Annotated in this window: 9 protein-coding genes; all 9 read left to right on the plus strand. The window is 42.7% G+C overall.

What is annotated here, in order from left to right:
• Positions 1 to 439 precede the first annotated feature (439 nt).
• Positions 440 to 2,734, plus strand: coding sequence for a TonB-dependent receptor (locus AC4MCD_RS12295; protein ID WP_491876197.1), 2,295 nt, complete (start codon positions 440 to 442; stop codon positions 2,732 to 2,734).
• Between the two features lie 412 nt (positions 2,735 to 3,146).
• On the plus strand, positions 3,147 to 5,402 hold the full coding sequence (locus AC4MCD_RS12300) for a catecholate siderophore receptor Fiu (RefSeq protein WP_491876198.1): 2,256 nt from the start codon (positions 3,147 to 3,149) through the stop codon (positions 5,400 to 5,402).
• A 79-nt stretch (positions 5,403 to 5,481) separates the two neighbouring features.
• Positions 5,482 to 6,165, plus strand: coding sequence for a Fe2+-dependent dioxygenase (locus tag AC4MCD_RS12305; RefSeq protein ID WP_346795142.1), 684 nt, complete (start codon positions 5,482 to 5,484; stop codon positions 6,163 to 6,165).
• Positions 6,165 to 7,271: an alpha-hydroxy acid oxidase gene (locus AC4MCD_RS12310; protein ID WP_491876199.1), complete on the plus strand. Its 1,107-nt coding sequence runs from the start codon at positions 6,165 to 6,167 to the stop codon at positions 7,269 to 7,271. Before AC4MCD_RS12305 ends, AC4MCD_RS12310 begins: the two co-directional genes overlap by 1 nt.
• Positions 7,272 to 7,587: 316 nt before the next feature.
• Complete coding sequence (locus AC4MCD_RS12315) at positions 7,588 to 9,906, plus strand: TonB-dependent receptor (RefSeq protein WP_491876200.1); 2,319 nt, start codon at positions 7,588 to 7,590, stop codon at positions 9,904 to 9,906.
• Positions 9,907 to 10,371: 465 nt separating this feature from the next.
• On the plus strand, positions 10,372 to 12,069 hold the full coding sequence (leuA, locus tag AC4MCD_RS12320; RefSeq protein ID WP_034704399.1) for a 2-isopropylmalate synthase: 1,698 nt from the start codon (positions 10,372 to 10,374) through the stop codon (positions 12,067 to 12,069).
• Between the two features lie 112 nt (positions 12,070 to 12,181).
• Entirely contained in the window at positions 12,182 to 13,342 is a 1,161-nt protein-coding gene (gene metX / locus AC4MCD_RS12325; RefSeq protein ID WP_419363664.1) for a homoserine O-succinyltransferase MetX, read from the plus strand.
• On the plus strand, positions 13,342 to 13,935 hold the full coding sequence (gene metW / locus AC4MCD_RS12330) for a methionine biosynthesis protein MetW (protein WP_004781976.1): 594 nt from the start codon (positions 13,342 to 13,344) through the stop codon (positions 13,933 to 13,935). The genes metX and metW overlap by 1 nt, the downstream gene beginning before the upstream one ends.
• Positions 13,932 to 14,522: a tetratricopeptide repeat protein gene (locus AC4MCD_RS12335; protein ID WP_004781974.1), complete on the plus strand. Its 591-nt coding sequence runs from the start codon at positions 13,932 to 13,934 to the stop codon at positions 14,520 to 14,522. The genes metW and AC4MCD_RS12335 overlap by 4 nt, the downstream gene beginning before the upstream one ends.
• Positions 14,523 to 14,623: the final 101 nt, after the last annotated feature.

A 14,623-nucleotide genomic window follows, 5' to 3' on the forward strand; every position in this document is an offset into this window, starting at 1 on the left:
TTGCAGATATACAAAACACAATACTTGAATCGTCTTTATTGATGCTGTAATAATCAAATTTATTCAGTCAAATTCATTTTTCTTTGATTAAATATCCCTTCCCTCAAATAAGAGTAGATATATTGATTACTGAAACTGGACAGATCATCTCATTCATCTGCATTTATGGATTTTTATAGTGCTTTTAGTAAACTTTTCTTTATCTTTTCTTCAAAATTTTTAAACTCTAATAATCTCAATAAAAGTAACGATAATAATCTATTAATCAGATCTATTTTAAATACATTAACTTAGAAACATTTTGATACACTATCACATTGTTCAAACCAATTAATACAATCCTTAAAATCGTCATTTCCTATCGGCAAGTAATTCTTAATTTAAATAAGAATTATTATTATTCGCATACATAAATTTTAAGCTTTTTTCGGGTTCCCACATGTCGTTTATCAAATCACGTAAAAAACTCGTTTCATCGGCGATTGCCTCTTCCCTCTCGATTGTAACCGTAAATGCTGTGGCTGATGAAAATGTGGTCAAGCTCGAAACTATTCATCAAGAAGTTAAAGCTGAACAGACACCAAGTTTAAAAGTAGATAATTCCGCAAATAAGAAATTTGTTGCGCCTTTACTGGATACACCTAAATCTGTATCAGTCATTTCTAAGCAACTGATTGAAGACACTCAAGTCACTACACTTTCTGATGCTTTACGTACTGTACCTGGTATTACTTTGGGTGCGGGTGAAGGTGGCAACCCGAATGGCGATCGTCCATTTATTCGTGGTTATAACTCTGAAAGCTCAATGTATGTAGATGGAGTTCGTAGCGCGACTTCACAAAACCGTGAAATGTTTGCGGTCGAACAGGTTGAAGTGACCAAAGGCTCTTCTTCTGCAATGGGCGGTGCCGGTACGACTGGCGGTAGCATCAACATGATCTCTAAGGTTGCTAAAGCTGGTGATTCTTTAGAAGGTTCCATTGCACAAGGTACCGATAATTACCAGCGCATCACTTTAGATGGCAACAAAGATTTCGGTAATGGCATTGCAGCGCGTATTGCTGTGATGGGTCATCAAAATGAAAAAGCAGGTCAGAAAGACGGCGCTGAATATAAACGTGTAGGTATTGCACCAAGTATCAGTTTTGGTCTGGATACCCCTACCCGTGGGACTTTAAGCTATTACTACTTAAAATCTGATGATACGCCTGACTCAGGCGTACCTTATTGGAACTCTAAAGATAACACTACAACTGGTAAGCCACTTGATGCTAAACAAGGCATTTACTACGGCTGGAAGGATCGTGATTTCCAGAAACAGGAAAATCAAATCGGCACTTTAAAATTAGAGCACGATTTAACGGATAACCTGACCATTAGTAATACAGCTGTTTATGGTAAATCTAAAAACGATTATATCTGGACACAACCGGATGATTCGAAATCAAATATTGCTAATGGACAAGTAGTTCGTCGTGCGAATACACGTATTACTGATACTGAAACCTTTAGTGATCAACTTTCATTAACTGGTAAATTTAATACAGGCACACTAAAACATAGCTTTAATGTGGGCGCTGAATATTCAAAACAGGAATCTGATAAAGGAAATTATTTACTTACAGATTTGGGCCAAGCACCAAGCTCTACCCTTCCAGCCATTATTAGTGGAAACAAGGCATGTAGTACCTTTACAAGTGCTACTTCAAATAATTGGTGTACAAGTGCCTATAATCCCAATTCAAAAGATCCTTGGTTAGGTTCAATCACTGCTGCACCAAAAGCGAGTACGACCGACACAGAAAGTACTGGTATCTACTTATTAGACAATATTGAATTAAATCCACAGTGGTTATTAGATTTAGGTGTTCGTTGGGATAAATTTGAAACTAAACAAAATATTCACGCTTCAAATACCAGATACGCAAATGACAGTGATTTCTTTAATTACCAAGCGGGCGTAACCTACAAGCCATTAGAAAATGGTTCTATCTATGCAAGTTATGCTACTTCCGCAAATCCGGTTGGGGTAGATGCGGCTGATGGATCAGAAGGACTTTCTGTTCCTGGACGTAATACGACTGAAGCACAAGCTGAGGCTATGAACAACCTTAAACCAGAGGAAGTTCGTACTATGGAACTTGGTACAAAGTGGGATTTATTTAATGATAAATTAAATCTAACCGCTGCCATTTTCCGTACTGAGAAAACCAATACACGCTCTACTGACGTGGATGGTTTCACACGCAATATTGGTGAAACCCGTGTAGATGGTATTGAGCTAGGTGCAAGCGGTAATCTTACTGATAAATGGGCAGTTTCAGCTGGTTATACTTATTTAGATAGCGAAATTGTAGATGCCGGTTTCTATAATGCAGGTACTTCTGACGTTCCTGATTACCAGCCAAGTTTAAATAATGGCAACCAGGTTCAAAACGTAGCTAAAAACTCTGCCACACTTTGGACGACTTACGATCTCACTCCTGCTTTAACAATCGGTGCGGGTGCAGTTGCTATGGATAAAGTTTATGGTAATGCCGATAACACCAAATATGTTCCAGGTTATGTACGTTACGATGCAATGGCGCGTTATAACGTAAATCAAAACGTTGACCTGCAGTTAAATGTAAATAACTTATCTGATGAACGTTATTTCACTAAAGCATACTCATCACATTATGCAACTGAAGCAGAAGGCCGTAACGCAGTTCTTTCTCTGAACTTTAAATACTAAGTTTTAGCTTCTTCCCTCCTCAAAAAATAGCCTCATTCGTGAGGCTATTTTTATTTTCTGAAAGATATAAAACTTTAAATCTAGATTTAGTTCTATTTACACACCTTTTGATAAAAAGCTTTAAATAGAAAATAATTACATTTTTTAATCTTAGGTAAAAAACTGAAAAATAAGTTTATTTTGAAATTTTTCTTAATAGAAATCCTAGATTAAAGTTTGAATATTAAACAGTAATTTCATCCATAAATTCATAAGAATGACTTAATTGAATATTGTTAATGATAATTATTATCACTACAATTCGCAAAATTGTTAAAAGCCATAACAATAACTCCATAATTGCTGCTATTTGATGAACTCGAGCATATCAAGGTGGTAAGGGAAATATTATTCACTTCAGGAATTCTGTCACATGGCGCATATCAAAAGCCGGAAACATCATTACAAGACTTCATTGGTCGCACTTGCTGCAACTTTGCCACTGATCACTCATGCAGATAACATCACCAATGAAGGCGTTATTCAGCTTCCAGAAATTACAGTTAAGAATAAAACTGCAAATGAATATAAAGTGGATCAATTGAGTTCCGCTAAATCTAGCCAAGCTTTAGTAGATACGCCTCAAACCGTTTCGATTATCAACAAGAACTTATTAAAAGAACAAGGTGCAACCACCCTGGTTGAAGCCTTGCGCAATACGCCAGGAATTACCTTACAACTTGGTGAGAATGGGAATACCAGTGCTGGCGATGCCTTCCAGATGCGCGGCTTCTCAACTCAAAGCTCCACCTATCTGGATGGCATTCGTGACCTCGGCGCTGTGAGTCGTGATGTGTTTAACCTGGAACAGGTGGAAGTCGTAAAAGGCCCTGCTGGTGCCGAAGGTGGACGTGGTACGGCGTCTGGTTATGTGAATCTGGTCAGCAAATTGCCTCATTTAGAAAACAGTCGTGAAGTCTCTGCCACCTACAATACGGCTGAACATACGCGTCTTGCCACTGACATCAATCAGGCAATCAATGACAGCATTGCTGTCCGTTTAAATGCGATGGGTCAAGATGGCGGTGTAGAAGGCCGCGACTTTATCGAGAATCAAGGCTGGGCTGTTGCCCCTTCTATCGCCTTTGGTCTGGATAGTGATACTCGCCTGTATCTTTATTCCCAGCATATCCGCCAACGTAACATTCCGGATGGCGGTATTCCGACGATTGGCATGAAAGGATTTTGGAATGCAGACCCGCTGATCGCCAGCGCACCTAAAGTAGACCGTGAAAATTATTATGGCCATGCAGATGACCATGAAGATGTTGATGCTGACATGTATACAGCCAAAATCGAAAGTGACTGGGCTGAAAATCTGAAATTTACCAATATTACCCGTTTGGGCAATACCCATATGCAGCGTACTTTGACGGGGATTAATAGCCTTTCAAGAAATGACTCTACCGATCCTCAAGACTGGACAGTAAGCCGTTCACGCCAGGGTGTCGATCAGGAAAATAAAATTCTGGCTAATCAGAGCATGGTGAACTGGAATATCAAAACCGGTTCAGTGGAGCATGATGTGGTCGCTGGTGTAGAACTATTAAAAGAGCAGCAACATTCCAGAACACTGGCTACACAAATGCCAGGGCAGCCTACTAACAGTACGCCACCCGCGAATCTATACCATCCTGATCGTCACCAGAATCTACCTGATCCTATGTATACGGGCGCTTATTCAGATGGTGAAACCCAGACGGCGGCTGCTTATCTTTTTGATACGCTCAAGTTTAGTGAACGTTTTCAACTCAATGGTGGCGTCCGTGTCGATTATTACGATACCAATTACGATGCACTAGGTTACTCAACCGATAGTACGACACTAGCAGTAACTGAAACCAAAACAGATTTAAAAGCCCATGACACTTTATTCAGCTGGAAGCTCGGTGGTTTATATAAGCCAACCGCCTACAGCAGTGTCTATGCATCTTATGCCAAATCCCTGACACCGCCGGGTAGCAGCAACTTTAGCCTTTCAACCACAGGAATAAACAGCTCAGCCGCAGACCCTCAAGAAACTCATCATTATGAAATTGGCACCAAATGGGACCTGCTGGATGACGATCTGGCTTTAAATGCTGCTGCATACTACACCGAAAATGAAAACCAGTTTACCCAAGATCCGATTACTCGCGAGTCTGTTCAGGAAGGTAAAACTACAGTTAAAGGAATCGAATTGAGCGCTGTCGGTAAAATTACCGATGCCTGGAATATTTCAGCAGGTATTGCCCATATGAAAACCGAGCAAAAAGACCAGTTTAGTGTCAATTCCAACACGGGTGTAGTGACCCAGACCAATAGTGTACGCTGGTCACCTGAATGGACCGCTTCTTTATGGACAACCTATAACATTGCCGGTTTAAAACTAGGCTTGGGGGCACGTTATGTGGATGAGCAAAAACGTGTGATTACCGACAGTACTGCAGCAGCGAATATGCCAAGCATTCCAAGCTATGTGGTGTTTGATGCTATGGCCGGTTATACCTTTAATGACCAGACTTCCTTAAACCTGAATGTTTATAATCTGGCAGACAAAGAGTACATCAGCACGCTGAATAATGGAGGTGGTCGTGTGATCTTGGGTCAACCACGTTCAGCAGCTTTAACCTTGAACTATAAATTTTAATTTAGCTTTTATCTCTATCTATCAATATCGTGTATTCTCTTGAATGCACGATATTTTCAATTGCAGGAATGCTTTTAAAATGATGTTACATATCCCGGCAGTATTAAGCAAAGCACAAGTTGCTGAACTGAGACAACAACTGGATCGCTCAGAACACTGGATGAATGGGCAACTCAGTGCCGGGAGTCAGGCACAGAAAATCAAAAAGAATCTGCAGCTGGATTCTTCTTCTGTCCTGTATCAGCAGATTAGCCCTATCATTTTACAGGCGCTTAAAAGTCATCATTTAATTACCTCTGCTGCCCTGCCGAAACATATCCTGCCGCCCCTGTTTAACTGTTATCAGGATTCAGGTACCTATGGCAATCATGTGGATAATGCCATTCATTATTCTCCTCTACTTGGACAGCCCATTCGTACTGATGTGTCACTGACTTTATTTTTATCTGAAATCGATGAATATGAAGGTGGCGAGCTGGTCGTTGAAGACCAGTATGGCTGCCATGAAGTGAAACTGGACGCTGGTGATGTGATTGTTTATCCATCGACCAGTCTGCATCGGGTTGAACCGGTGACTCAAGGTAAACGTATTGCGGCTGTGACCTGGATTCAGAGTATGGTTCGTGAAGATGCCAAACGCAGCATGCTGTTTGATCTGGACATGACGATTATTAAACTACGCCAACAGATTGGCGATACCGAAGAAGTCCTACAACTCACCCATCATTATCACAACCTGATTCGTCAGTGGGGTGATTTATAATGTTACGTGAACCAATGGCGCCATTAACCCAGATCCCGGCCTACCTACAAACCATCGCTGATTATGAGGTCGAAGCAGAAAAACATCTCTCCAGTATGGTCTGGAACTATCTGCAAGGTGGCTCCATGGATGAAGTCAGTGTCCGGGACAACCTGCAGCAGTTTCAGGATATTCAGCTTCTACCGCGTATGCTGAAAGATCTGACCCATGGCAGCACTGAAATCGAGATTTTCGGACAAAAATTTCCGCATCCAATTTTTCTGGCACCGATTGGACATCAGCAGCAGTTTCATCCTGAAGCAGAAGCCGCGTCTGCCCTCGCAGCAGAAGTGATGGGCAGCAATATGATTCTCAGTACTTTTACTAATACTGATATGCGTGCATTAAAGCAGGACAATCCACGCAAATGGTTTCAGCTGTATTGGCAAGGGGATCGGGAAAAATCTCTAGCTTTGGTCAAAATGGCGGAAGTACACAATTATACGGCGCTGGTGATTACGGTAGATTCACCGCATACTGGCATCCGCGATCGTGAACGTCGTGCCTTTTTCCATTTACCGGAAGGCATGCAACATCCGCATACGCCTACGCATATTCCCCTTCCGGAATTAAAGGAAGATGATCATCCAGTTTTTAATGGACTGATGAAAATTGCCCTGACTTGGGAAGATGTTGCCTGGATGGTACAGCAGACCCATTTACCCGTAATTCTAAAAGGAATCGTGCACCCACAAGATGCCCAGCTGGCCATTCAGCATGGGGTAAAAGGCCTGATTATTTCCAATCATGGCGGTCGCGTGCTGGATACCTGCATTTCTCCTCTCATTGCCTTGCAGCTGATTAAAAAGGTGGTGCCAGCAGATTTTCCTCTGCTCTATGATGGCGGCATCCGCCGTGGATCAGACGTATTCAAGGCCATTGCCTTAGGTGCTTCTGCTGTCCTGATTGGCCGGCCTTATATTTATGGTCTGGCGACTGCCGGAGCACTTGGGGTCGCGCATGTGATCAAAATCCTGAAAGAAGAATTTGAAATTACCATGGCCTTAATGGGAACAGCGACCGTGGCAGATATTCAACCGAACTGTCTGTTTAGTAGAATTGATTAATGAGGATTTAATTGAAAATAAAAATGAAAAATCAATGAGTTATATATTCTATATTTAACTCATTGAAGCTTTATTAAAAGCAATTCAACATAGCTTTATATATCAATAGCTATTATCAATAAAAACCAAATAAGATCCATATTTAATCAATCTATATTAAAAACATAGTTTTAATTCTCTCTTCTCACTCTAATTTATCTATTTTTTAAATTGATTAAATTTTGTTCATCGCCAATATCAATGCAAGAAGGATAGCAACGATAACAATAATAATTATTATTTGCGAATCCAAACTTAAAAATAAAAAAGAATGATTATGAGCTATATAAAATCTCGTAAAAAAATAGTTTCTTCAGCCATCTTTTCTTCCCTTTCTTTTGCATCTGCACACGCGACTGCACAGGAAAATGTGGTACAGCTTGAGACCATTCATCAGGAAGTACAAGCTGAACCCGTGCCGGGTCTAAAAGTCGATCAGTCAGCAAATAGCAAGTTTGTTGCTCCACTCCTCGACACGCCAAAATCTGTGGTCGTGATTCCTCAACGACTGATTGAAGACACTCAAGTTACCACTCTGGCTGATGCTTTGCGTACTGTACCGGGGATTACTTTAGGCGCAGGTGAAGGTGGCAATCCGAATGGGGACCGGCCTTTTATCCGGGGTTATAACTCGGAAAGTTCAATGTATGTCGATAGCGTGCGGAATTCAACTTCACAAAACCGGGAAATGTTTGCCATTGAGCAGGTCGAAGTCACCAAAGGTTCTGCTTCTGCCATGGGTGGTGCCGGAACCACGGGTGGCAGCATTAATATGATTTCCAAAGTGGCGAAAAAAGGAGATGCACTGGAAGGCTCTGTTGCGGGTGGTACAGATATGTATGCCCGTATCACTTTGGATGCTAACAAGGACTTCGGCAATGGTATGGCGGCTCGTGTCGCGGTCATGGGCCATCAAAATGAAAAGGCCGGTCAACATGACGGTGCTGAATATAAACGTGCTGGTATTGCACCCAGCTTCAGTTTCGGCCTGGACAGCGCAACGCGTGGTACTTTCAGTTATTACTATCTAAGAACTGATGATATTCCAGACTCTGGCATTCCCTATAACAATCCATTTGCAGCGACCAATGCCAATGTCGCTTTAAATGGCAATGGGAAACCAATTGATGTGAAAGCAGGTCAATACTATGGCTGGAAAGATCGTGATTTCCAGAAACAGGAAAACCAGATTGGTACTTTAAAATTAGAACATGACCTGAATGACAATCTAACCCTGAGTAATACGGCAGTATTTAACCGTTCCAAAAATGACTATCTTTGGACCAACCCCGATGATTCACGCGGGAACTTCATTTTAAATGACAATGTCTGGGCGCGGGCCAATTCACGTATCGCAGATACCGATACCTTTACTGACCTACTGGCTTTAACCGGTAAATTCGATACTGGTGCTATTCAGCACAGCTTTAACCTAGGTGCAGAATATTCAGATCAGGATACCGAGCGTACCCAATATATTATTAATGGTCTGAATGCTACTGGAAGCTCTTTTGCGGCCTGTGGTACCCCTGCCAATGTGGCCTTAGGTTGGTGTACCTCAGTAGACAATCCAGACCGGGGTGCGTGGACAGGGACTATTAGTACGGACGGTGCGGACCGTTATGATATCGAGACCAAATCAAAGTCGATCTACTTACTGGACAGTATCGAATTGCATCCGCAATGGATTCTGGATCTGGGTGTACGTTGGGATGATTATAAAACCCAGCAAACCTTGACTTATGGACGATTCAATAATGCGGTGACAGGTGCTAACAACACGCCGATTACCGCCGTTCCAGGTGACCAGCTCACTGTCGGGAATGAAGAAGACTTTTTTAACTATCAAGCAGGTCTGGTCTTTAAGCCAAGAGAAAATGGCAGTATTTATATCAGTTATGCCACTTCCTCTAATCCGGTCGGTGTCGATGGCGGTGATGGCTCTGAAAGTATTAGCGCAGCTATCGAAAATCTAAAAGCTGAAAAAGTCCGCACCATGGAACTGGGAACTAAATGGGATCTTCTGGAAGATAAACTGAATCTGACGGCCGCCATTTTCCGTACTGAAAAGACCAATACCCGCTACACCGATGCTGATGGCACCACCCGTAATATTGGTGAGACCCGTGTCGATGGGATTGAGCTGGGTATCAATGGAAATGTTACCGAGAAATGGGCAATTTCCGCAGGCTATACCTATTTGGATAGTGAACTGATTGATGGTGGCTTTGAAAATATTGGAACCACGGCAGAACCGGTTTATGTTCCAAGCACAAACAATGGCAATCAGGTTCAGAACGTAGCAGAAAACAGTGCAACCTTATGGATGACCTATCAGGTATTACCTCAACTAACATTAGGTGCCGGTGCTGTGGCAATGGATAAAGTCTATGGCAATGCCGCCAATACCAAATTTGTTCCCGGTTATGTGCGTTACGATGCCATGGCACGTTATCAGGTGAACCCCAATGTGGATCTGCAGTTAAATATTAATAACCTGTCCGATACGCGTTATTTTACCAAAGCCTATTCTTCCCACTATGCCACTGAAGCAGAAGGCATCAGTGCCGTTTTAGGGCTGCATTTTAAATACTGATCTGAGCAATCTTCATGCTATTAAAGGCTAGTCTGGATCCATCAGGCTAGCCTTTATTTTTTGATATGAAAGATTTCATGTACGCATTGCTTAAGAACTTCCAACAAAGCTATCATATAAAGAAATATTTTAGCCTTATCGCTTAACTACAGGAAAATCCAACTAGATTAAAATAGATCAAAGAAATATTTTTCCAATTAACAACTTTATAAGAAAATCTTTTTTAAGATACGACTAAAATCCATAGAAAAAGCAAAAACTTTTCACCTTTTCTGGACTAAAATTTAATTATAGGTTCACCATGCAGGTGTCTGGTCGATCCTGAAGATCAAAACTTAAAAAATACAGGATTGATCTAATTTACCCTCACCTGCATGTAAACGAATATATAGACAAAATCTATGCTGTAGACCGAGCAACTGCTACACCAAGCGAGTATGCCGGGCTACTTTAAGGAGCTCTCTCATGATGTTGGCTGATCCAAGTAAAAAATACCGTCGCATGTATCAACGTGTGGACTTACCAGACCGTCAATGGCCGAACAATGAAATCACTAAAGCGCCAATCTGGATGAGTACTGACCTGCGTGATGGTAACCAGGCGATCTTCGAGCCAATGAACATCGAGCAGAAGTTCAAAATGTTCCAGATGTTGGTAAAAATCGGTTTCAAACATATTGAAATCGGCTTCCCATCTGCATCTCAAATTGATTTCGACTTCACCCGTAAATTGATTGAAGAAGGTCATATTCCGGATGATGTTTACATCGAAGTATTGGTTCAGGCACGTGACCATTTGATCGCACGTACCTTTGAATCTTTACAAGGTGCGAAACGCGCAATCGTGCATATCTACAACTCTAATTCACCGACATTCCGTCAAAAAGTGTTGAACGTAGACGTTGAAGGTGCAAAACAGTTGGCGATTAATGCAGCGCAAAAAGTGAAAGAATACGCAGCAAAACAGCCTGAAACTGAATTTGTTTTCCAGTATAGCCCTGAATGTTTCTCTGCAACTGAATTGGAAGTGGCGAAAGACGTTTGCGACGCTGTGACTGAAATCTGGGAAGCATCTCCAGAAAACAAAGTGATCTTGAACTTGCCAGCCACTGTCGAAGTCTCTACACCAAATGTGTATGCTGACCAGGTGGAATGGATGCACCGTAACATCGAGCGTCGTGACGGCGTGATCATTTCAGTTCACTGTCATAATGACCGTGGCTGTGGGATCGCAGCATCTGAATTGGCAATTATGGCCGGTGCTGACCGTGTTGAGGGTTGTGTATTCGGTAATGGTGAGCGTACCGGTAACGTGGACGTAGCGGCAATTGCCTTGAACATGTATACCCAGGGTGTTGCACCAAACTTGGATTTCTCGAATATCAACGAAATCATTGCAACTGTTGAAGAATGTACTGGCTTGCCTGTACACCCACGTCATCCATATGCGGGCGACTTGGTCTTCACAGCATTCTCTGGTTCACACCAGGATGCGATCAAAAAAGGTTTCGAATTCCAGAAAAACGAAGAAATCTGGGATATGCCGTACTTGCCGATCGATCCAAAAGACTTGGGCCGTGACTATGACGCTGTCATCCGCGTGAACTCACAGTCTGGTAAAGGCGGTATCGCTTACTTGTTAGAATCGAATTACAACGTGACCTTGCCACGTCGTTTACAGATCGAATTCTCGCAAATCGTGCAGCAAAAAACTGATGAAGATGGTACTGAGATTTCAGCACAAGCGATCTGGAGCTTGTTCAAAGAGACGTATGTTGCCGCGAAAGATGCCCATTATTCAGCGAAAAACTACAAATTGTCAGATGAAAATGGCAATCAGGTGATTGAGCTGGATATTGAAGTCAATGGTGAAACCCAGCACTTGCGTGGTGAAGGTAACGGTCCGATCTCTGCGATCTTGGATGCCTTACAATTGCCGATTGATGTCTTGAACTATGAAGAACGTAGCATCAGCTCAGGTGCACATGCCAAAGCCTTGGCATTGGTTGAACTTCAAGTAAAAGGTACAGGTAAATCTGCCTTTGGTGCTGGCGTACATGACAACATCGTGACCTCTTCAATTGAAGCGATTATTGCATGTACCAACCGCCTGATCGACCAGGATGTGCTAAGCACTGAACAGGTGATTGCTGCTGCCGTTTAAACCCGGTATTTGAATTAGCAATAATTCATAGCATTAAAAAGACTTTAGAAGGATACCTGCAAATGGTATCCTTTTATTTATTCATACTAAAGATTTAAGGCGAATCATTCCCGTGTCTTTTCCAGCTGACTCAGTGGGCCTTGTTATCCCACAAAAGTTCCAATTCGAACAGCCGTTAGAGCTTGAATGCGGTCGCATCCTCCCACGTTTTGAACTGATGGTAGAAACTTATGGCGAACTGAATGCCGATAAGTCCAATGCCATTTTGATCTGTCATGCCCTGTCTGGCCATCACCATGCAGCCGGTTATCATCATGAAGATGATAAAAAACCAGGTTGGTGGGATGCCTGTATTGGCCCGGGTAAGGCAATCGATACCAATAAATTCTTTGTGGTGGCGCTGAATAATATCGGCGGTTGTAATGGTTCTACTGGTCCTACCTCTCCTAATCCCGAAAATGATAACCGTCCATATGGTCCAGACTTTCCACTGGTCACTGTGCGTGACTGGGTAAAAACTCAGGCGATGCTGTCTGACCGTCTGGGAATTGATGTGTGGTATTCCATCATTGGCGGCTCACTCGGGGGCATGCAGGCCTTGCAATGGTCGGTAGATTATCCGGACCGTCTGCAAAAATGCGTGATTATTGCCAGTGCACCGAAACTGTCTGCACAAAATATTGCCTTTAATGAAGTCGCGCGTCAGTCCATTCTGTCTGATCCAGACTTCCATCATGGCCGTTATCTGGAAAATGACAGCTATCCAAAACGTGGTCTGATTCTGGCGCGTATGGTTGGTCATATTACTTATCTATCTGAAGAAGCCATGAAGCAGAAATTTGGCCGTGATTTAAAATCTGGCAAATTCATGTATGGCTTCGATGTGGAATTCCAGGTGGAAAGTTATTTGCGTTATCAGGGTGAACAGTTTAGTCGTAACTTTGATGCCAACACTTACCTGATCATGACCAAGGCACTGGATTATTTTGATCCTTCACGTGAATATCAGCAGTCACTGGTCAAAGCGATGGCGCAAACCAAATGTAAGTTCCTGGTAGTTTCTTTCACGACTGACTGGCGTTTCTCGCCTTCACGTTCTGTTGAAATCGTGGATGCCCTCATTACCAATCATAAGCCGGTCAGCTACGTGGATATTGATGCTGAACAAGGCCATGACTCCTTCCTGTTCCCGATTCCCCTGTATGTAAAATCCTTGCGCGCCTTCCTGGGCGGTGAAGAACATCTGCGATCAACACCGAAGGAGGCTGTGTAATGCGTATTGACCAACAACTTGCTGAGAAATGGATCAAGCCCGGTTCACGTATCCTCGACCTCGGTTGTGGTGATGGCGAACTGCTGGCCCATATGAGCAAAAAGCACAATATTCGTGCATATGGATTAGAAATTGATCAAGAAAAGATTGCAATTGCGATCAGTCGCGGGTTAAATATCATCCAGCAGGACTTAAACCTCGGTTTAAGCCGTTTTGCTGACCAGTCTTTTGACTATGTGGTGATGGCACAAGCTTTGCAAGCTGTAGATGCACCAGACGTATTATTGCGTGACATGGTGCGTGTAGGGAAACAGGCCATTATTACCTTTCCAAACTTTGCGCACTGGAAGACTCGTTCTTTCTTGGCATTAAAAGGGAAAATGCCGGTTTCGGAAGCGTTGCCCTATATGTGGTATAACACCCCGAACATTCACCTATGTACCTTCCGTGACTTTGAAGCATTATGCGCGGAAAACAACATAAAAATTATTAATCGACTCGCTGTGAATGGGAATCAAGAAGATAGTTTGCTCAGCAAACATCTCCCAAATCTGTTTGGTGAAGTCGCAATTTATCGAGTGAGCGCTCTATGAAAAAATTATTATTAAGTACGACGCTACTGGCTGGACTTTTTGGCATGCAGGCCCATGCCGATTACGTTGCACCAACGCCTTCTGTGGCCAGCCAAGCAGCGCAATATTCAGTAATGGACATTCATAGTCTGACTAAAGCAGCTAAAGCGGGTCAGCCTGGTGCACAATTTTATTTAGCAACCAAATATCAATATGGCAAAGACGTCCAGAAAGATGAACGTCAGGCCTTTGCATGGTACAAAGCTGCTGCTGACCAAGGTCTGGCAGTGGCTCAGCTGAATGTTGGCCGTATGCTGGCAGATGGTATTGGTACCAAAAAAGATGAAACACTGGCTCGTCAATACTTTGAAAAAGCAGCCAGCCGCGGTGATAACCGTGCCAGCTTCAATCTGGCCATGATGGAAGAGAAGAAGAAAAACTACATGGGTGCTTACCAGTGGTATGAACTCTCTACCCGCGATGGCATGCTGGACAATAAAGTGATTACTTTATCTGAAGGCAAGAAAACTGCACTGGCAGCCAACTTAACCCAAGAGCAGATCCGTCAGGCACGTGACCGTGCAGACAAATGGATTCAGGCACAATAAGCTAAAATCTTTAAAGAGCACCTTCGGGTGCTTTTTTATGGTCTGAAAACTGTAGCAAGTTGCTACACTATGTATATATGTAATTTGAAAGATGAGTAATT

It is taken from the genome of Acinetobacter sp. CAU_H_78 (assembly GCF_058599365.1).